This window comes from Lelliottia sp. EB106-05-01-XG201 (assembly GCF_058791735.1).
Genome location: NZ_JBYTDV010000001.1, coordinates 4,099,935 through 4,120,050, shown reverse-complemented (window position 1 = coordinate 4,120,050; position 20,116 = coordinate 4,099,935). Strand labels below are relative to the sequence as shown.

The 20,116-nt window shown below is 49.5% G+C and carries 15 protein-coding genes and 1 other RNA gene; 11 read left to right on the top strand and 5 right to left on the bottom strand.

Annotated features, from left to right (window positions below):
• Positions 1 to 11 precede the first annotated feature (11 nt).
• Positions 12 to 1,307, bottom strand: coding sequence for a tagatose-bisphosphate aldolase subunit KbaZ (kbaZ, locus tag AC3WS9_RS19185; protein WP_285145799.1), 1,296 nt, complete (start codon positions 1,305 to 1,307; stop codon positions 12 to 14).
• Between the two features lie 250 nt (positions 1,308 to 1,557).
• On the opposite strand from kbaZ, the gene AC3WS9_RS19180 reads away from it, so the two are divergent.
• Positions 1,558 to 2,367, top strand: coding sequence for a DeoR family transcriptional regulator (locus tag AC3WS9_RS19180; RefSeq protein ID WP_285148163.1), 810 nt, complete (start codon positions 1,558 to 1,560; stop codon positions 2,365 to 2,367).
• 127 nt (positions 2,368 to 2,494) lie between these two features.
• Here AC3WS9_RS19180 and garD read toward each other — a convergent pair whose 3' ends face one another.
• Positions 2,495 to 4,066 (bottom strand): galactarate dehydratase, encoded by a 1,572-nt coding sequence (gene garD, locus AC3WS9_RS19175; protein ID WP_492489906.1) that lies wholly within the window; start codon positions 4,064 to 4,066, stop codon positions 2,495 to 2,497.
• 412 nt (positions 4,067 to 4,478) lie between these two features.
• Here garD and AC3WS9_RS19170 point away from each other — a divergent pair, with 412 nt between their 5' ends.
• The 7 genes from AC3WS9_RS19170 to AC3WS9_RS19140 all read left to right on the top strand — a co-directional run bounded on the left by AC3WS9_RS19170 (position 4,479) and on the right by AC3WS9_RS19140 (position 12,418).
• Positions 4,479 to 5,813 carry an MFS transporter gene (locus AC3WS9_RS19170; RefSeq protein WP_282491775.1) on the top strand — a complete coding sequence of 445 codons (1,335 nt, stop codon included), beginning with the start codon at positions 4,479 to 4,481 and terminating at the stop codon, positions 5,811 to 5,813.
• 171 nt (positions 5,814 to 5,984) lie between these two features.
• On the top strand, positions 5,985 to 6,755 hold the full coding sequence (gene garL / locus AC3WS9_RS19165) for a 2-dehydro-3-deoxyglucarate aldolase (protein ID WP_492489903.1): 771 nt from the start codon (positions 5,985 to 5,987) through the stop codon (positions 6,753 to 6,755).
• Positions 6,756 to 6,779: 24 nt separating this feature from the next.
• Entirely contained in the window at positions 6,780 to 7,670 is an 891-nt protein-coding gene (garR, locus tag AC3WS9_RS19160) for a 2-hydroxy-3-oxopropionate reductase (RefSeq protein WP_285145796.1), read from the top strand.
• A gap of 95 nt (positions 7,671 to 7,765) precedes the next feature.
• Positions 7,766 to 8,911: a glycerate 2-kinase gene (gene garK / locus AC3WS9_RS19155; RefSeq protein WP_285153862.1), complete on the top strand. Its 1,146-nt coding sequence runs from the start codon at positions 7,766 to 7,768 to the stop codon at positions 8,909 to 8,911.
• Between the two features lie 32 nt (positions 8,912 to 8,943).
• Positions 8,944 to 9,320, top strand: an RNA gene (gene rnpB / locus AC3WS9_RS19150) — RNase P RNA component class A.
• A 289-nt stretch (positions 9,321 to 9,609) separates the two neighbouring features.
• On the top strand, positions 9,610 to 11,007 hold the full coding sequence (locus AC3WS9_RS19145; RefSeq protein WP_492489901.1) for a tyrosine-type recombinase/integrase: 1,398 nt from the start codon (positions 9,610 to 9,612) through the stop codon (positions 11,005 to 11,007).
• Positions 11,008 to 11,698: 691 nt separating this feature from the next.
• Positions 11,699 to 12,418: a YagK/YfjJ domain-containing protein gene (locus AC3WS9_RS19140; protein ID WP_492489899.1), complete on the top strand. Its 720-nt coding sequence runs from the start codon at positions 11,699 to 11,701 to the stop codon at positions 12,416 to 12,418.
• 364 nt (positions 12,419 to 12,782) lie between these two features.
• On the opposite strand, the gene AC3WS9_RS19135 is transcribed toward AC3WS9_RS19140, so the two are convergent.
• The 3 genes from AC3WS9_RS19135 to AC3WS9_RS19125 form a co-directional block, all read right to left on the bottom strand.
• Positions 12,783 to 14,297, bottom strand: a complete 1,515-nt coding sequence (locus AC3WS9_RS19135) for an RNA-directed DNA polymerase (RefSeq protein WP_492489897.1) — start codon at positions 14,295 to 14,297, stop codon at positions 12,783 to 12,785.
• Between the two features lie 121 nt (positions 14,298 to 14,418).
• On the bottom strand, positions 14,419 to 14,997 hold the full coding sequence (locus tag AC3WS9_RS19130; protein ID WP_492489895.1) for a recombinase family protein: 579 nt from the start codon (positions 14,995 to 14,997) through the stop codon (positions 14,419 to 14,421).
• Between the two features lie 377 nt (positions 14,998 to 15,374).
• Positions 15,375 to 15,620, bottom strand: a complete 246-nt coding sequence (locus AC3WS9_RS19125) for a hypothetical protein (protein ID WP_039260456.1) — start codon at positions 15,618 to 15,620, stop codon at positions 15,375 to 15,377.
• Between the two features lie 207 nt (positions 15,621 to 15,827).
• Here AC3WS9_RS19125 and AC3WS9_RS19120 point away from each other — a divergent pair, with 207 nt between their 5' ends.
• From AC3WS9_RS19120 to AC3WS9_RS19110, 3 genes are all read left to right on the top strand, one after another.
• Positions 15,828 to 16,019 (top strand): hypothetical protein, encoded by a 192-nt coding sequence (locus AC3WS9_RS19120; protein ID WP_492490346.1) that lies wholly within the window; start codon positions 15,828 to 15,830, stop codon positions 16,017 to 16,019.
• 77 nt (positions 16,020 to 16,096) lie between these two features.
• Positions 16,097 to 16,792 carry a DUF8453 domain-containing protein gene (locus AC3WS9_RS19115; RefSeq protein ID WP_039260457.1) on the top strand — a complete coding sequence of 232 codons (696 nt, stop codon included), beginning with the start codon at positions 16,097 to 16,099 and terminating at the stop codon, positions 16,790 to 16,792.
• A 939-nt stretch (positions 16,793 to 17,731) separates the two neighbouring features.
• Positions 17,732 to 19,567: a methyl-accepting chemotaxis protein gene (locus AC3WS9_RS19110; protein WP_492489892.1), complete on the top strand. Its 1,836-nt coding sequence runs from the start codon at positions 17,732 to 17,734 to the stop codon at positions 19,565 to 19,567.
• The last annotated feature ends 549 nt before the right edge of the window (positions 19,568 to 20,116 follow it).

The following is a 20,116-nucleotide window of genomic DNA, read 5'->3' as shown; positions in this document are numbered from 1 at the left end:
CCTCTTCGTTGTTATGCGTTATGGGACGACGCGCCCTGACAGGCTGCGTGATACTGGCGCAGTATGTCCTGAATGTGGTCGATGATGAGTTCCCGCGGCGCAGCCTTGAGAGCCTCCTCGCGAACTTTTCGATACTGCAGCGGTAAGTACTGACTCACGAGCGGGAGCGGAATCGGCTCATCGGCCAGGTTGCGCACCAGTCGTTCGAAGGCGTCGTCGATTTGGCTGTCCGGCCAGTAGTAGCGAACGCGGTCCGAATAGCTGTAGCCGCGCGCCAGTCGACGGGCGTGGCCGTCTCCGTGGTAGTGGCTTTGCCAGTATTCCGGGCGGTCGAGCATCACGCTTTCCAGCACCTGGCGCAGGCCAGAACTGGCTTTGGCAGGCAGCAGTTCTTCTTCAATGGCGGCCAGTGAGAACAGGGCTTCGCGCAGGGCGAAGGTCAGCGCCGGGCCGACTTTCAAAATGGCAAAGTGATCTTTCACCAGCTGGCGAAGGGCCTGCGGCGTCTGGTAGTCGGTGGAGTGCGCCTCAAAGACCAGCGAATCATAGCCTTGCACCATTTCACTCAGGGCGACGGCCTTCTCCGGGCGATAGTCAATCACATGGGTGTGATCGAATTCGACGCCAGGCTGCACCACCAGCCCGATGATGCGCGGCCAGATATCTGCCAGCCCCTGTTTTTCGAAGGCGAGGCGATGGGCTTCCAGCGTGGCGCGTGCCGCCTCCGGCGTGGTGACTTCCAGCTCGGTCAGCGCTTCGTGAGCCCCGCCGGGAACCGGCACTTCTGTGCCAATCACGTACACCAGATCCGGCTCACCAAAGTGCTCGCGGCTGGTCTGTTCGGCAATCTTCGCCAGCCGCGCGGCGCGTTCGGCGACGATCTCATCCGTCAGTGGAACCGGATCGTCCTCGCAGGACATGCTGCAGTCGAGGTGGATCTTTTGAAAACCGGCGGCCACGTAGCTTTTGATCAGATCTTCGGCGTTGGCCATCGCTTCACTGGCGGTAAGGTTTTGCCAGCGATTCGGGCCGAGATGATCCCCGCCTAAAATCAGCTGCGAGAGCGGAAAATCCAGTTTGTTGGCAAGCTGGCTGACGAAGCCGTGAAAATCAGCGGGCGTCATACCCGTATAGCCGCCGAACTGATCCACCTGGTTGGACGTCGCCTCAACCAGCAGGGCGGTGTGATGATCGCGAGCGAAGCGAATGGCGGCTTCAAGGACCAGCGGATGTGCGGAGCAGACGGCGTAAATACCGTTGCCTGCGCCTGCTTTATGCAATTCCACCATTTCAATAAGATGTTTCACTTTCCTCTCCACGTTGGATGGTTTGAGTGCTAATCTTTCGTTTTATTTCACTTTATACTGCGCGATGGTCTTATAAAAATAAAACGAAAGATAATAGTTTTCCGATCTGTTTCACAAAAGAAACATAATGAAAGGTTTCAGCAAGAGGATAGCAGGGAGTCGGAAGGCGGATGGGGCTTGCATTCCACTAAAGGAAAGGCGTTAATAGGCCAAACGAAATGAAACGAAAGATTTTCTTAAAGGAGCTTGCATGAGCAGCACCGAATCCTCCGCGGAGAAACGCGTGACCGGCACCAGCGAAAGGCGTGAACAAATTATCCAGCGGTTGCGACAGCAGGGAAGCGTCCAGGTGAACGATCTTTCAGCGCTGTATGGCGTGTCTACGGTGACGATCCGTAACGATCTGGCGTTCCTCGAAAAACAGGGTATCGCCGTTCGCGCCTACGGTGGCGCGCTGATCTGCGACGGTAACACGCCGGGCCTTGAGCCTTCCGTCGAAGATAAAAGCTCCCTGAATACGGCGGTGAAACGCAGTATTGCGCAGGCGGCAGCGGACCTGATTAAACCCGGCCACCGCATCATTCTCGACTCCGGTACCACCACCTACGAAATTGCGCGCATGCTGCGCCAGCACACGGACGTCATCGCCATGACCAACGGCATGAACGTGGCGAATGCACTGCTGGAGGCGGAAGGGGTTGAGCTGCTGATGACCGGCGGGCACCTGCGTCGTCAGTCCCAGTCGTTTTACGGCGACCAGGCCGAGCAGTCGCTGCAAAACTATCATTTCGATCTGCTGTTTTTGGGTGTGGATGCCATCGATACGGACCGTGGCGTCAGTACGCATAATGAGGATGAAGCCCGGCTGAATCGGAAGATGTGTGAAGTGGCGGAGCGTATTATCGTGGTCACCGACTCCAGCAAGTTCAATCGCTCAAGCCTGCATAAAATCATCGATACCCCGCGTATCGATATGGTCATCACCGACGAAGGCATTCCGGCGGAGAGCTTACAGGAGCTTCAGCGGTCGGGGATTGAAGTGGTGCGGGTGAAACAGTAAGTGTCAACTGAGCCGGGTGGCGGCGGCAAGGTAAAAGCAAACGGCAACCCTTGTGTTGCCGTTTTGGTGTGTTCTCCCTCTCCCTGTGGGAGAGGGTCGGGGTGAGGGCTTCAGGCAGCAAAAGGCATCACGTCACCGGAGCCGGGTTAAACACCGCCAGCTGGTTGTGCAATCCCCATTGATCCGAGAAGGTTTTCTTGCGTCCGCTCGCGACATCCAGAATAAAGTGGAACAGTTTCCAGCCCACGTCCTCAATGGTCTCTTCACCCGTCGCAATCGTCCCCGCGTTGATATCCATTAAGTCATACCAGCGGTTTGCCAGCTCGGTTCGGGTCGCCATCTTGATTACCGGAACCGCCATCAGCCCGTACGGCGTGCCGCGCCCGGTGGTGAACACCTGCACCGTAATGCCTGACGCCACCTGCTGCGTGCCGCAGACAAAATCGCTGGCTGGTGTCGCGGCATAAATCAGGCCGCGTTTGGTCGGTCGCTGGCCCGGAGAAAGCACTTCCGAGATTGCGCTTTGGCCGGATTTGGCAATCGAGCCGAGGGCTTTTTCCACCACGTTCGCCAGCCCGCCTTTTTTGTTACCCGGAGACGGGTTCGCGCTGCGGTCGGTTTGCCCCATGTCGAGATAATTGTCATACCAGGCCATCTCTTCCAGCAGGCGCTTGCCCACCTCTTCGTTGATGGCACGTGGAGTCAGAAGATGGATCGCATCGCGCACTTCGGTCACTTCCGAGAACATCACCGTCGCACCGCAGCGCACAAACAGGTCGGAGGCATAGCCGACAGCCGGGTTAGCGGTGACGCCGGAGAATGCATCGCTGCCGCCGCACTGTGTGCCCACGACCAGCTCAGATGCCGGACAGGTTTCGCGCTGGCGTTTGTTCAGTTTTTCCAGGTGGCGCACGGCGACCTGCAGAATATCGTCCACCATGGATTTGAAGCCGACGTGATGCTCGTCCTGCAGACGGACAATGCTGGCGTCATCCACCGCAATCGCCTGCACATCGTCGGTGCCCTGCAGCAGGCGCTCCGGCTGGAGTTTTTCACAGCCCAAGCCAATCACCATCACTTCCCCGCCGAAATTCGGGTTGAGCGAAATGTTGTGAATGGTACGAATCGGCACCACGGCAGCCGGGGCGTTGATCGCCACGCCGCAGCCGTAGAGGTGGTTCAGACCCACCACGCCGTCGACGTTCGGGTATTTCGGCAGTAGATCGCGTTCGATGATTTTCACCACATAATCCACCACGCCCGCCACGCAGTGCACGCTGGTGGTGATGCCGAGCAAGTTTTTGGTGCCGACGCTGCCATCTTTATTGCGATAGCCTTCGAAGGTATAGCCTTCCAGCGGCGGCAGCGGTTCTGGCATGCGGGTCGCCAGCGGCAGGGTGTTCAGTGGCGGCGCTTTCGGCAGCTCAACCAGTGACTCGTCAATCCAGCTCCCCTGCGGGATCGCCCGCACGGCGTAGCCGATGACCTCTCCGTAACGGACGATTTCACCCTGGGCAGGAATATCCACCAGCGCGACTTTATGGCCCTGGGGAATATGCTCGATAAGCGTCAGGCCATCGGGGAAACGTGTTCCTGCTTTCAGACCATTGTCGTTAACAATAATCGCCACGTTATCCGTGTCGTGTACCTTTATATAAAACGCCGTCGGCGACTGTTGTCGAATTTCGATGTCGGCCATTGCTCATTATTCTCCAGTAAATCTTTCGATATTAATGCGGTATGAGAGTATTTATTTTCTTATTGTCAGAAATAAAAACGCTGCCTTCTTGAATAAAGGATGTCAGGAGTCGAAAGATAAAAATGTGACGAAGATCACTCCGCTAAGTCTGCATCCGCGCCACCTGGCAGGCAATGCGTAAATCTGTGCATCAGCGCCCATGCTCTTGTGCATATGCTCAAAATAACGTTGATACGGACGTTTAAAATTGAGCGATGCGACAATGTGCAGGGACGGGGCGATGTTTATACTGAATCACGGTTTCAATGCATCTGGTTAATTAACGGATATTGCCTGCTATCGATAAATAATCAGTAAAGACTTTTCCAAAAATAATAAAAATACCTGGATCGATGTGCCTGAGGAAATAAACATGTCACTGGAAACAGCTGTAGAAACGAAAAAGGGTATTCATACCCGTCATTTAATATTACTGATTATTTTTATCGTCACGGCGGTAAACTACGCTGACCGCGCGACGCTGTCGATTGCCGGGACAGAAGTGGCGAAAGAGCTGCAGCTCAGCGCCGTATCGATGGGCTATATCTTCTCCGCGTTTGGCTGGGCTTACCTGCTGATGCAGATCCCCGGCGGCTGGCTGCTCGATAAATTTGGTTCGAAAAAGGTCTATACCTACAGCCTGTTCTTCTGGTCGCTGTTTACCTTCCTGCAGGGCTTTGTCGATTTCTTCCCGCTGGCATGGGCCGGTATCTCCATGTTCTGTATGCGCTTCATGCTCGGTTTCTCGGAAGCGCCATCCTTCCCGGCTAACGCCCGTATTGTGGCGGCCTGGTTCCCGACCAAAGAGCGCGGCACCGCCTCGGCGATTTTTAACTCCGCGCAGTATTTCTCGCTGGCACTCTTCTCGCCGCTGCTCGGCTGGCTGACCTTCGCGTGGGGCTGGGAACATGTCTTTACCGTGATGGGGGTGATTGGCTTCATCCTCACCGCGATGTGGGTGAAGTTCATCCATAACCCGACCGATCACCCACGCATGTCTGCCGAAGAGCTGAAGTTTATCTCTGACGGCGGCGCGGTGGTCGACATGGATCATAAGAAGCCGGGCGACAAAGCGGCGAGCGGTCCAAAGCTGCATTACATCAAACAGTTATTGACCAACCGCATGATGCTGGGCGTGTTTTTTGGTCAATACTTTATCAACACTATCACCTGGTTCTTCCTCACCTGGTTCCCGATTTACCTGGTGCAGGAGAAGGGGATGTCGATTCTGAAAGTCGGCATGGTGGCGTCCATCCCGGCGCTGTGCGGTTTCGCCGGTGGCGTGCTGGGCGGGGTATTCTCGGACCATCTGATTAAATCCGGCAAGTCGATCACCCTGGCGCGTAAGCTGCCGATCGTGCTCGGCATGCTGTTGGCGTCCTCCATTATTCTGTGCAACTACACCAACAACACGGCGCTGGTTGTCGCGCTGATGGCGCTGGCGTTCTTCGGTAAAGGTTTTGGTGCCCTGGGCTGGCCGGTCATTTCCGACACTGCGCCAAAAGAGATTGTAGGCCTGTGCGGTGGCGTGTTTAACGTCTTCGGCAACGTGGCGTCGATTGTCACCCCGCTGGTGATTGGTTATCTGGTGAGTGAACTGCATTCATTCAATGCGGCGCTGGTCTTCGTCGGCTGTTCTGCTCTGATGGCAATGTTCTGTTACGTCTTTGTTGTCGGTGATATCAAGCGTATGGAATTGCAGAAATAAGTGTCTATCTCATTAGGCTATCTTGCTTGTCAGTTTGTACATGGGCAGTGCTCAAAATCCTCACGTACTACGTGTACGCTCCGGTTTTTCCGCGCTGTCCATGCACAAACTGCCAGCGCCGATAACGCCTACTGAGATAGCCACAATCACGATTCATTGAAGGTAAAAGCGATGAGTAACGATATTTTCCCGAATAAATTTAAAGCGGCCCTGGCGGCAAAAGAGATTCAGATTGGCTGCTGGTCTGCGCTGGCAAGCCCGATCAGCACCGAAGTTCTGGGGCTGGCCGGTTTTGACTGGCTGGTGCTCGACGGTGAACACGCGCCGAACGATATCAGCACCTTTATTCCGCAGCTGATGGCGCTGAAAGGCAGCCACAGCGCGCCGGTGGTGCGTGTCCCGACCAACGAGCCGGTGATTATCAAACGCCTGCTGGATATTGGCTTCTATAACTTCCTGATCCCCTTTGTGGAGACGGTAGAAGAGGCGGTGCAGGCCGTGGCCTCGACCCGCTATCCGCCGGAAGGCATTCGCGGGGTATCGGTTTCCCATCGCGCCAACATGTTTGGCACCGTGCCGGACTACTTTGCCCAGTCCAACAAGAACATCACTATTCTGGTTCAGATTGAGAGCCAGCAGGGCGTGGACAACGTCGACGCCATCGCCGCCACCGATGGTGTGGACGGGATCTTCGTCGGTCCAAGCGATCTGGCGGCGGCATTGGGTCACCTCGGCAACGCCAACCATCCGGACGTGCAGCGTGCTATTCAGCACATTTTCGCCCGTGCTAAAGCTTTCGAGAAACCGTGCGGCATTCTGGCACCGGTCGAGGCTGATACCCGCCGTTACCTGGAATGGGGCGCGACCTTTGTCGCCGTTGGCAGCGACCTCGGCGTCTTCCGCTCTGCCACGCAGAAATTAGCCGATTCTTTTAAAAAATAATCACCACTGAGAAGAGAGAACGTTATGACGATGAAAGTTGGTTTTATTGGCCTGGGGATCATGGGTAAACCAATGAGTAAAAACCTGATTAAAGCAGGTTACTCACTGGTGGTGTCTGACCGTAATCCGGAAGTGATCGCCGAGCTGATTGCCGCCGGGGCCGAAACGGCCCTCACGGCCAAAGCGATTGCCGAGCAGTGCGACGTGGTCATCACCATGCTGCCCAACTCCCCGCACGTGCAGGAAGTGGCGCTGGGTGAAAACGGCCTGATCGAAGGCGCGAAGCCGGGCCTGGTGCTGATCGACATGAGCTCTATCGCCCCGCTGGCAAGCCGCGAAATCAGCGAAGCGCTGAAAGCAAAAGGCGTGGAGATGCTGGATGCGCCGGTCAGCGGCGGCGAGCCGAAAGCCATCGACGGAACCCTCTCCGTAATGGTCGGCGGCGACAAAGCGATTTTCGATAAATATTACGATCTGCTGAAAGCGATGGCCGGTTCCGTGGTGCACACCGGTGAAATCGGGGCGGGTAACGTCACCAAGCTGGCGAACCAGGTGATTGTGGCGCTGAACATTGCCGCGATGTCTGAAGCCCTGACCCTGGCGACCAAAGCGGGCGTCAACCCGGATCTGGTGTATCAGGCGATTCGCGGCGGACTGGCGGGCAGTACCGTGCTGGACGCCAAAGCGCCGATGGTGATGGATCGCAACTTCAAGCCGGGCTTCCGTATCGATCTGCACATTAAAGATCTGGCGAACGCGCTGGATACCTCGCACGGCGTGGGCGCACAGCTGCCGCTGACCGCGGCGGTGATGGAGATGATGCAGGCCCTGCGTGCCGATGGTCTGGGAAATGCGGATCACAGCGCTATTGCGTGCTACTACGAAAAACTGGCGAAAGTGGAAGTCACTCGCTAATGACGTTCTGCCCGGTGGCGCTGCGCTTACCGGGCCTACCCTGTAGCCGGATAAGTGAAACGTCATCCGGCGTTGTGCAGTAACAGGCTACCACTATGAAAATCGTAATCGCCCCTGACTCTTATAAAGAAAGCCTGTCCGCCTTTGAGGTGGCACAGGCGATAGAAAAAGGATTTCGGGAAATCTTTCCTGATGCTCAGTATGTCTCTGTGCCTGTCGCCGATGGCGGAGAAGGCACGGTCGACGCGATGATTGCCGCCACCCAGGGAACTGAGCACCATGCCGTGGTCACCGGCCCACTGGGCGAAAAAGTGAAGGCCTGCTGGGGAATGTCCGGCGATGGCACAACCGCGATTATCGAAATGGCCGCCGCCAGCGGACTGGCGCTGGTGCCGTCGGCAAAGCGTAATCCGCTGATCACCACTTCTCGTGGCACCGGCGAACTGATTCTGCAGGCGCTGGATAACGGCGCGCGCAACATTATTATCGGCATTGGCGGCAGCGCGACCAACGACGGCGGGGCCGGGATGGTGCAGGCGCTGGGCGCGAAGCTGTGCGACGCCAACGGTACGGAGATTGGTGATGGCGGCGGCAGCCTGATGGCGCTGAACCACATCGATATTTCCGGGCTGGACCCGCGACTGAAAGGCTGCACCATTCGCGTGGCCTGCGATGTCACCAATCCGCTGATCGGCGAGAAAGGGGCATCGCGCATTTTTGGGCCCCAGAAAGGGGCCGACGAGGCGAAGATCGTCGAGCTCGATCGCAATCTCAGCCACTTCGCGGACGTGATTAAAAAATCCCTGTCGATCGACGTGAAAAATGTACCAGGTTCCGGTGCGGCGGGCGGCATGGGCGCGGCGCTGATGGCGTTTCTCGGCGCAGAGCTGCGCAGCGGGATTGAGATTGTCACCCAGGCGCTAAACCTCGAAGAGCATATCCACGACTGCACCCTGGTGCTGACCGGGGAAGGGCGAATCGACAGCCAGAGTATTCACGGCAAAGTGCCGGTGGGCGTGGCAAACGTCGCTAAAAAGTATCACAAACCGGTGATCGGCATTGCGGGCAGTTTGACCAGCGACGTCGGTGTGGTGCATCAGTACGGCATCGACGCGGTCTTCAGCGTGCTCAACAGTATTGGCACGCTGGAAGAGGCTTTCCGCGGTGCGTTTGACAACATTTATCGCTCGTCACGCAACATCGCGGCGACTTTGCAGGTGGGGATGCGCACGCAAGGGTGACAGCGGCCCTCAAACCCTCTATACTTCGCGCCGAAGCTGACCAGACAGTCGCCGCTTCGTCGTCGTCCCTCTCGGGGGAGACGGGCGGAGGGGAGGAAAGTCCGGGCTCCATAGGGCAGGGTGCCAGGTAACGCCTGGGGGGGAAACCCACGACCAGTGCAACAGAGAGCAAACCGCCGATGGCCCGCGCAAGCGGGATCAGGTAAGGGTGAAAGGGTGCGGTAAGAGCGCACCGCGCGGCTGGCAACAGTCCGTGGCACGGTAAACTCCACCCGGAGCAAGGCCAAATAGGGGTTCACAAGGTACGGCCCGTACTGAACCCGGGTAGGCTGCTTGAGCCAGTGAGCGATTGCTGGCCTAGATGAATGACTGTCCACGACAGAACCCGGCTTATCGGTCAGCTTCAACTTCTTCTAAAACAATGCGTTGGTGTGTCTCTGGCCTTCATAGGTGAAAATGTGACACAGACTGTGATACAGACGAGGCACACCAACGGCTGTTCCATCCCGAATATCCTAAAGCGTGGCAACCGTTACTTCCTTCATTTCCGACTACCTTCAGGCGGGTTTTTTCGCATGTCTCTGGGTTGCGATTCAGCCAGTAGGGCAAAGTTTATATCTTCCCGTCTCACTATGTTCATTTCTCTTGTAAAATCGTCCAAGATGGAGCCAGCCCAACTATTGGACATAGTGCATAAAATGAAGAGATTAGAACAAAAAGACATTGATGATTATTTGCTCAGTATTCAGGCCGCTTTTTATTCCGCCGCAAAAAAAATTCCAACAACTGTACGTAAGAGACTACGTAGCTCGACTTCATTAACTTATGAAAAAAGTAACGTCACCCTCTTAGGGGAGGTGCTTGGCGATACTTTCACAACTGAAGGTCCAGCTTTGTCGGAAGACTCTGTTATTGAACATCTTAGCAGGCAGTATGACATTACAGGCATGGCGGAGGAGATCGATTATATAGCCTCAGAATATGACCTAATGTGGAAACATTATTGTGATGCACATGTAGCCTTTCTTGATTCCCGACATTCTGAATATCGGCAGATCCTTAGCTCTTTGCGACCAGAGAATGACTACGCTTCCGCTGTGGTCGATAAACCTGAAAAACCATTGGCCTCCGAACTGACAGTATCTCAGGCATGGAACGGATTTCTTGAGTTCAAGTCAGACTGGAAACCTAAAATTCGGCAAGGCAATGAAAAATATTTCGAAGTAATTGAGGCTGTTCTGGGGGCTGAAACACTAGTTACGGGCATTACCCGTCGTGATATTAAAAATTTGCTTGAAGTGGTCGAAGGCCTTCCTCGACAAAACAAGAAACCATACAACAGGATGGGTGCCCAGCAGTGTTTGGACTTGGATGAAGTACCAGAAGATGATCTGGTATCCTCAAAAACCGTCAAAGATTACCTGAAACTCTGTCAAGGATTGTTCTCTACGTACCTGACTGGCGAACTTGATGTTCTTGAATCATCGCCGACAAATAATGTTAAGTATGAATCAAAGAGTAAAGGTTACGGCGTATACAGCCAAACTGAAATGCGAAAGTTGGTTACACATTTCGAAACGTTGGACGGCTGGAAGAAATGGGGGTTCCTGCTGCTGGCATATACTGGCGCTCGTAGAAGTGAAATCGCTAACCTGAAGGTATCGGATGTTCGCTTAGACGATGATAGCCAGCGATACTACATTATGATTGAGGACAGCAAAACGGAAGCTGGTATTCGGCAGGTTCCTATTTCGATTCGCCTAATCAATATGGGATTTTTGAATTACCTAGAGGGCAAACATCGTAGCGACAAGCTATTCCCTGAAATATCGTATAGCAATCAGGTAACACGGATCTTCCACGCGATAAGAGACAACTTGGAAATTGATTATCTCAATGATTTCAAAGAAAGGCGCATTGTACATAGCTTTCGGCATACCTTTATTACTGAAGCCTTATCAAAAAATAATGCCCTTACTCTTGTTCAGCAAACAGTTGGGCATGAACATTCAGGTCATAAGGAAACTCAGACTTATACGGGCAGAATGAGGATTTCCGACTTGATTTCGGTGATAGATAGTATCGACTGGATTTAATGGGAATGATTCTCATTTGTAGCATTTTGTGGTAAAATATACTTCTAATGCAACAGAGCTGAAGAGAGGCAATATTGAACCTTGAATTCAATTTGCCTGCGTTTAACCCCCCATCCTTGGATGAACGTAAACGCATGGTAATGATCCTGAAGTCAGCCAGGTTAACGCTGACAACTTCCCGTATTAATGTTTTGTACCATCTAACCAGAACCGTTATCCCAAGTACGGCTCTCGAACTTTCAAGACTCCTGAACGTCCCACTTTCCACCACACACCGCAATTTATCCGTACTGTCTAAGGCTGGGTTAGCTGACTATATCATTGACCGCTCAGGCGTATCTCGCTGGTACTTGGTCTCCGCTAACCACGATAATTTTTGCCCATGTTGCAACCAAGAATACCGCTCCGTTGTTGTGCGTAATGGGTAACATTTTCCTGTTGAATATCTCTCGATAAAGGACAGAGGGAAACTTACGCTTGCAAACCCGGGGGGGATGAGTGTAGGATTTATAATGGGTATTTATGTAAAAAACTTTGTTCGAAAAAATCCATCATGCTCCGCACCTCGCGCTTCAGTCGTTAAGGGGCTTTTTGCCATGCCTTGGTATTTGTTTTCTGGTGGTCTGATGGTAATAACTTACCTGTGTGTGTGCGTGAGAGACCTTAATGTACCTAACCGAGGGAGGTCCTTTTGATAGAAAAGTCGTATCCTGTATCAACCGATTCAATTATTACTCCATACAAAACCATCACTCACGATTACGGTAGTTATCCGCTTATTATCGGTGATCGCTTCCACCATAACGGCTACGCATATTTAATCAATGCAACAGAACCCTCTGGTGTAAGGTTAGATATCCTCACTCCAATAGCCGCAGAACTAGAAGCTGTTCTGGCAACCTATAGCCGTGTGTTTTTCGCTTGTTTTGAATTGCGTCTGCCTAGCGGCACTTCTGTTGCGATTGGCAATGAATGGGTGCGTCAGTTATTCAAAAAGCTGCGTGAACGCCTCAGATCTAAATACAAGAGGCCGGACAGTGTGACTAGCCCAATTAACGATTTTGCATTTGGCTGGGTACGGGAGAAGGAGAGAGCAAAACAAGACCATTACCATTGCTGGATTGCTCTTCCGCACCGTCAGGTTCAACGGATAGGTGGCCCGACATATGGGACTGGTAGTTCAATTATGGATATCTGGAGCCAGCTCACTGGTGGAGAGAAGACGCTGGTGGATCTCTTGGGCAAGGATGAACGGTACCCGAAAAGTTATGTTATAGAGCGTGGTAAACCAGAAACACTTGAAGGTCCGATTTATTGGGTATCATACCTTGCAAAGGTTCGTGGAAAGTATCAAACTGGTAAAGGCGACCGGGTGCATTCGACGTCCCAATTAAGGAACAGGAAAAAGTAATAATTCAAATCCTTCACAGGAAGCCCTGTATTCAATTTTGACTCACTAGCAGTACCATCACATTACCTCTATATTAAAAACATCACAGAGAGTCATACAGGCTGTCTAACGTGAGGCTTTGTTCTCTGTCTCTTCTCAGATTTAATCTATTGGCTGTGATTCTCAATCTTGCTTTAAAATTAACAATGGGCTACTGCTTTGATCGCAGTAGCCCTTTTTTGTTTTCTCAACTTTATTCACCAGTAAGAAATGTTGTCTAAGAGTACAACATTTTTCTGCTGGCTGAGTCAGTCGCTTGATGAATTTTTGAAGGAATACAGCTATGAAAATATTTTTTAGATAGCTTCAAATTCACAGGAAATCCTTACGCAGTTTCGATAATCCACTTTGTAATCCAGATGTCAAGCTCTTCAGATGCGCTTTGAGCTATGTTTTTTAACCAGTGATCTCTTTCATCTTTGGGCAGAATTTTTGCTGATCGGAGAATAGCCCTTTTTCCTCTTTCACCTACGGAATATACCTGTTTTTTAGAATCTCTGACCCAGGCTACATTTTTAGATGTCAACGCCGCAAGTGCTTGAATTTCTACTGAAGCGCTTTGAAATACAAATTTTCGGATTTCTGGAATCTGGAGAAGTAATTCATTAGTTGAATAAAACCACTCAACCCAGTACCTAACCATATTCTGCTGGCTTGAGGTCGAGTGAATGATGGATATTAATTTATCAGTGTTTAATGAAATCCAATTCTTATTTAATAATGTCTGGAAGTAAAGAATGACATCATTTATTACTGGGGAGAAGAAGTCAAAGTTATCAAGAATAAGATCGGATACGAACTCGATTCGATTGATTTTAGCTTTTCTAATCAAAACACGAGCAAGGCCCAAATCAACAGTATCTCGCTTTAATAATTGTTCTGATATATATTTTAGATGTTCTTCAAGGTCTGGTTTTTCTTCAACTCGTATTTTTTCATACTTAACGACTCCTGAGTATGGATTAAAAACTTCAAGTGTCTTGAATATTTCAACTTTTTCAATTTCATACTGGTTATGCAGAACGCTCTCAGCATATGCTGCCGTTTCTTGAATGAAAGTCTTTTCAGATGCAAGTGTTAATCGATGAGATTCATGCAGATATAGAGTGATTTTTTCTAAGATTTTTTCAAGTTCATCTTTGGAGTTGGAAAATATCCTTATATCATCGACATATCGGGTGTGTTTGACTCCAAAGTTTGATATGTACTGATCTATGTCTATTAATACTGCTTCAGACATAATTATACTTGCGGCTGGTCCGACAGGGACACCTTGCGAAGCTTTATCATTCAATGATGAAATAAATCTTTCAGTGTCATCGGCTATAATATCTAAGCTCGGGTCAGCTAATTTTATTGCGTTATTAAGCCTGTGAAGATAAATCTGATTGTAAAAGTCAGTGATGTCAGTCACCAATATAAATTGGTGTTGCTCTGATAAGTTTTCAATCATATCAGTAAAAATTTTGAATCCAGCATTTTTATCGAAAAAACCACTTTCATCAAGAACGAATCTATATGAGCAAGCAATATTTTTATCTGCTCTGGCTAGCTCAATTTTCTCAGCTACCAAATAAGCCAGTGCGGTATAAACAATAGTATCCAAAGGCTCTAGTTGATGGACGATTCTGTAACTGCCTGAGGGTTTTTTTGACGCCATTGTCAAAGGATGTTTAGTTCTAAGTTTCCCGACATTGCTTGCTAAAAGGTGTTTTTTAACATCATCCCAGCAGTGCCAGATAGCCTCGAATTCAAAAGCTTTTGGAAAAAAATCAGAATCGTAATAATGCTCAATATGTTTTCTTGCAAATTCTATCGAATCTTCTGTAAGTTTGCCCATAAATCATATTCGCTAATTATGTTTATTAGATACACACACTTTGAGAGTGTGCAAAAGGGGTGATTCGACAGCATTTTATGTGATAAATTGTAGGATGACAATTACATTGGCGCATTGATAATTATTTTATTTTAATGTTCCAGTTTCTCTTTATGGTCGGTAGGCTCAATCCAAGTTCAGCGGCAGCTTTAGATTGGCTCAGACCTTTATCCTTGGCTTCCTGTACGCGTTTTTGGGTTTCTTTTGCCACAGGACGACCTAACTTCTTGCCTTCTTTCTTTGCTCGCTCTAGGCCTTCTTTAGTTCGTTCTGTGATACGGGATTTCTCAAACTCCGCAAACGCTGAGAACATTTGCAACATCAACTTTCCTTCAGCACTGGCAAGATTGCTCGCAGGCAGATCCATAGAAACAACATCAATTCCCTTGTCTACAAGCATCGAGATTGTTTGTTGCACATCGATGTTATCACGCCCTAATCGATCCAATTTGAGCACAACTAGCTTATCCCCGGCTTCCAGCTTATGGCTAACGAGGTTGGAGAAAGCCTTACGCTTCATCGCCTGCACTCCACCGGAGACAACTTCAGACACTACACGGCTATCTAGCACATCATAGCCAGCCTGACGTATCGCCATGATTTGGTTTTCGGTTGTCTGCTCGCTGGTGGACACACGGCAATATGCAAAAGTGCGGCTCATAACATCCTCTCAAGTGGTATCAATTAACGGTATCATAATTTATCATTGGTATCTTTATGTCAATAGGCTAATTTGTTGATGCCAGCTTTGAGGGGGATAGATTGGTATCGTAAAACGTTCGATTGTTGATACCAGTGAATCAGCACAATGAAACAGGTCTCTGATATTTGGAAAACATGAACGGTGCAACTTTCATACAGTGAGGGGGTGCTTGATCGATATGCGTACACTCGGGGGATATTTGGAGAATAGAAACCGTTACAGGGTTTAGCGTTGAAGAGGCTGATAGAGTGGCTGAGGGAGTTAGGAGGTGAAGGGGATCACCTCCAGGGATACATAATTTAGCAATCAGAGCAGATGCTTAGAAAACCTGATTATTAATCATCCACCTCGACCGTATAGCGCCCACCGTGGTCTTTAATGATGTAAGTATATAAATCATCGCAGAACACTTTGACCGAGCCACCAAACGCGGCAGGGTAAACTCCATTTACTGTATTGCACTTGTAACCAGCCTGGCGGATCACCAATTGGCTCTCTGCCTTGAGTTCAGGTGAACCTCCGTCAGCAAAAACCCCGCCACAAACACTAAGTCCCAGAAATACCGCAAGAATCTTCTTCATATCAGCCTCCATAGCCGAATAATTTAGTGGGTCATCGGCAACAACGCTGATGACTTGTAATTACTTTAATCGATCGAAATTATAAAATCGATCGGTAAAATTGATCAATATGGTTACTATAATCTTGTGTGCAAAATTTGTGCGCTACACCACTAATACACTAACAAACCCGAGATAGGAGAGATGAAGATGCGAGGCTATGCAGTTATGTTTTGTGTTCTGTTGACGGCATTCAACGCTGACGCAGGCCGTATAACGATGAGCAACCTGAAACAGTCCACCACTGAGAACGGTCACTCATTGTGCGTCTACTCCAACAGCATCTACAGCTTTATTTATGTCACCAGATCGAAGCACTGTCCTTTTTCGAAAAGTTTTGATGTAAGTGAAAGTGAATAGATTTCAACAAATTAATACTCACAGCAGCATACAATATGGGAAAATCAACAGGGGTTAAGCCATAGGGTACGAACAAAATGATTCCATATTTCTTAGAGCACATTGATAAAATCAGCACTTTCATTTCTGCTTTTGCTGCACTGTTAACTGCCATAGCAACTTTTTTCTTATGGCGTGTAACCCGTATCTTGGCAGAAGAGACAAAGCGAATGGTCGACGCTTCCGAGCAGCCTCAAGTAGTGGCGACGCTGGAACCTAACGCATGGTCAATGCTTTACTTTGATATCAGTGTCGTTAACACCGGAAACGCGCCAGCTTTCAACATTGAGGTCACATTTGATCCTCCTCTTGAAAATGCCTCCCATCGAAAAGATAAAACTATCCCTTTAAAGCAAATAAGTGTCTTAAGAAATGGTCAACAAATGACCAGCAATCTATGTGAATACAAACAGATAGAAGGTAAGGTATTCCAAGTCAGCATTAGCTGGACCAAAAAACCAAACTCTACGGTGAAAGAGATCATGAGTTATACATACGACATGGCTTCCTTTGCTGGTATTAGTCAATTGGGTGCCAAAAACCCAATGACAGAAATTTCACAACAAATTAAAGGAATTCGTGAAGATTGGAAGCATATCGCGAAAGGTACGAGGCGAATTCAAACAGACATCTATGACTCAGAAGACAGAATTGATGAAAAAAAGATGAGAGATGAACGGCTTCAACTGGCTAGAGAAGAATGGGAAAGCAGGCAAGCCAATAAGAAAGAGTAGAGAATGAACCGTCGCTGATTGGCTTTATCTGCAACACAAAGTGGGATACAGTCTGCGACACAAGATACTCCAGCGCCGCAGATACCTGACGTATGGTTGAACGAAGCCGCCTTATCGGTCAGCTTCAACTCTTTATAAAACCCCGCTTCGGCGGGGTTTTTGCTTTCTGGGGGCGAGAAAATTGCCTTTCTTAAGGTTCACTTCACGTGTAACCCGTTTCCACACTCTTTATTTTTTTTGTCACTCATGCGCTCAAATACCGAAACCCTACCGCTCGATGATCGAAGGTGCGGTATGAAAAATTGACCTAAATATTAATTGAAAATACAGGTTTTTTTAACTGGAAATACCACTATTGTATTAGTTGGGCACGCTTTTGAAGGAGTGATTTAATTTAGCTTTAATCATTTTAGATGTTCGAAAAAAACGATTTTTAAGGCTCGCGGAATACTTGACTGTATTACATGGCAGCCATACAATCCGCATCGTTAATAGTATTAAGAATATGTAACGCACAAAAAAAAGCATTTAAATGAAATTTTCTCTGGATATTTCCCGGCCTCTTTTATGCAGTGTTTCTTATCATTGTTTAAAGGTTTGATTTTTCAGTTATTTATCTAATGCTCTTATAATTATAAATATTTTATATATTATTAATAATAACTATATTTACTGGCTTTAATGACAACCTCAAACCTTACCGTTACGGGGTTAATTATCAATGTGTTAACGCAGACCCTCTCGGTGAAGGTTTTTTCATTTTGATAGCTAATGTCTGGGAATATCCATTCCATCAATGATGGAAGATAATAAGAGTATTTCTCATCGGCAAGAGCCGATATTGTAGGAGCATATATGAGCTTAACGAATCACTTTGTGAATTTAAAAGTTAGCCGAAAACTATTCTTGGGTTTTTCGGTGATTCTGCTGGTTAACCTCATGATACTTTCATCGGGTTTACTGGGACTTAACGCGATTCAGGATAAAGCGACCAAAAGCAATTTAGCCACGAATCTCTACAAATCCCTTTCGTCAATTCGTGTTGCGCGTACGAATTTCCAGTACACCATGGATCAAAAATATCTGGATAACATTAACGATGGGACGGGAGAGTTACTGGAGACCCTTAACCTGCTGCACCGCTTTAGCTGGTCGGTGGATGGTAAAGCCGCACTGAACACAACCACTGATGCTGTGAATGACTACATTGCCGCGCTGACCCCCTTTAACAAAGCCATTGCGGAAAAAAAGCAGAGTGAAGAACAGCTCTCTTCTCAGATACTTTCCAGCAATGCCGCTCTCATTATCCAGCAGAGCCGGGACCCGTCGCTCTCGCCTGCAGAAGCCTTACTGAGCGCCCAAGCGGCCTTCACGATGAGTGACATTGATTCACAATTGACGCTCTATAAACAGCATCCGACGCTCGAGCAACAGAAGGTCGTCACGACGTTTCTGCAGAACGGTAAAACCATCTCTAAGCAGCTTTTAACAATGCTGCCCGACGCGCGACGGGCGATGATGCAGACCAACATCGACAGTATCAATCGCATTAGTCAGGAGCTGAGAAATTACCGTAACGTCTGGGGCGTGCAAACATCACTTTCCGATAATTTAACTGATAAAGCGGAGATTCTGACGGAGGACATCCAGGCGCTCTCTAATCTGCAGCAGCAAAAAATGGTAGACGCCGTCATTAGCGTGCAATGGCAAATGGCTACCGTAGCCGCCGCGGGTATCGTGCTCGCCGTACTGCTGGCGATGGCGATCACCCGGTCGATCACCCGCCCGCTCAATGAAACCTTACGGGTGGCCGAACAAATTGCCAAAGGCGATCTCACCGGAACCCTCACCCATACCCGCCAGGATGAATTAGGTCTCCTGATGCAGGCGGTTGCCACCATGAATGAAAGCCTGAAAAGCATCATTCGTGATGTGCGGGAAGGGGTGGACAGCGTGGCGCGTTCAGCGTCGGAAATTGCCGCTGGCAATTTAGATCTGTCGTCGCGTACCGAGCAGCAGTCTGCCGCCGTGGTTCAAACGGCAGCCAGTATGGAAGAGCTCACCTCCACCGTGGCCCTGAACGCAGAAAATGCCAATCACGCCCGCGTACTGGCCCAGGAAGCCTCAGTAAATGCCAGCGAAGGGAGCCAAATCTCGCAGAAAGTGATCGACACCATGAAGAATGTGCGTATCAGCTCGCGCCGCATTTCAGAGATCACCACGGTCATTAACAGCATCGCCTTCCAGACGAATATCCTGGCGCTGAATGCCGCCGTTGAGGCTGCACGCGCGGGCGATCAGGGGAAAGGATTCGCGGTGGTCGCGGCGGAAGTGCGTAGCCTTGCTCAACGCAGCGCCCAGTCGGCGAAAGAAATTGAAAACCTGATCAACGAATCGGCGGTGTTTGTCGATACAGGCTTTAACCTTGTCGAAGGGGCGGGGGAAGCGATGACGCGCATTGAAAGTTCCGTGGCACAGGTGCGCAACATCATGAGCGAGATTGCTTCCGCTACGGACGAACAAAGCCGCGGTATTTCACAAATTGCCCAGGCGATGGCCGAGATGGACACCACCACTCAGCAAAATGCGGCGCTGGTGGAAGAGTCCTCTGCCGCCGCCAGCTCGCTGGAAGGGCAGGCCGTCCAGCTGGAAAAAGTGGTCTCCGTGTTCAAAGTCTCTGCTGCAGCTACCCAGCGGGCGAGCGAAGCGCAGACAGTCAAGCCTGTGCTGGTTATACAAGCCGCGCAGCCACAAAACGACTGGGTTCAGTTCTGAATCTGACCACGTTACTTCCTCACGTCAGGCAGCAAATTGCCTGACGTGAGATCCTAAGATGTGGGAAAAGAGACTGAGTGCCCGCGAAACCTGCCTCGCCAAATCAAACCAATTCTCATTTTTGCGACTAATAGCACATTTCACTGTTTATGGTCGCAATGGTGATTTTTTCCCAATCCGCGCGATCCCATTCACAAAATTACGCGCTGAAAACTCGCCATTTTTCAGTGTTGAATGGATGTTATGAATGCTGTCGGTTTGTAACTCATTTATGGCTTATAGATTAACGAAATCTTTCCGTTCAATACATTTGCCTTGTGAATGTGTGATGCCCTCGACGCTTTTCCCGATGCTGACACGTATTTATTAACTTATTTGATAATATACAAAAATGTTTAAGGCAAATAACGTCTAATTATTCACCTTTAATTGCCTGAAATATCACCTTTATTCATTCTGGTTTATCGCCATAAATAGATCATGGTTATCGCCATAAATTTAATTTATCTGCGTGACTTTTGTTGATCAATATCAGGCGTTTCATTGATT

Bases quoted from the DNA above. Each gene is read 5' to 3' on its own strand.
- AC3WS9_RS19145 (WP_492489901.1), top strand. From the start codon at position 9,610: ATGAAGAGATTAGAACAAAAAGACATTGATGATTATTTGCTCAGTATT.
- AC3WS9_RS19170 (WP_282491775.1), top strand. From the start codon at position 4,479: ATGTCACTGGAAACAGCTGTAGAAACGAAAAAGGGTATTCATACCCGT.
- AC3WS9_RS19120 (WP_492490346.1), top strand. From the start codon at position 15,828: ATGTTTTGTGTTCTGTTGACGGCATTCAACGCTGACGCAGGCCGTATA.
- garR (WP_285145796.1), top strand. From the start codon at position 6,780: ATGACGATGAAAGTTGGTTTTATTGGCCTGGGGATCATGGGTAAACCA.
- AC3WS9_RS19115 (WP_039260457.1), top strand. From the start codon at position 16,097: ATGATTCCATATTTCTTAGAGCACATTGATAAAATCAGCACTTTCATT.
- AC3WS9_RS19135 (WP_492489897.1), bottom strand. From the start codon at position 14,297: ATGGGCAAACTTACAGAAGATTCGATAGAATTTGCAAGAAAACATATT.
- AC3WS9_RS19110 (WP_492489892.1), top strand. From the start codon at position 17,732: ATGATACTTTCATCGGGTTTACTGGGACTTAACGCGATTCAGGATAAA.
- AC3WS9_RS19125 (WP_039260456.1), bottom strand. From the start codon at position 15,620: ATGAAGAAGATTCTTGCGGTATTTCTGGGACTTAGTGTTTGTGGCGGG.
- AC3WS9_RS19130 (WP_492489895.1), bottom strand. From the start codon at position 14,997: ATGAGCCGCACTTTTGCATATTGCCGTGTGTCCACCAGCGAGCAGACA.
- garD (WP_492489906.1), bottom strand. From the start codon at position 4,066: ATGGCCGACATCGAAATTCGACAACAGTCGCCGACGGCGTTTTATATA.
- AC3WS9_RS19180 (WP_285148163.1), top strand. From the start codon at position 1,558: ATGAGCAGCACCGAATCCTCCGCGGAGAAACGCGTGACCGGCACCAGC.
- garK (WP_285153862.1), top strand. From the start codon at position 7,766: ATGAAAATCGTAATCGCCCCTGACTCTTATAAAGAAAGCCTGTCCGCC.
- garL (WP_492489903.1), top strand. From the start codon at position 5,985: ATGAGTAACGATATTTTCCCGAATAAATTTAAAGCGGCCCTGGCGGCA.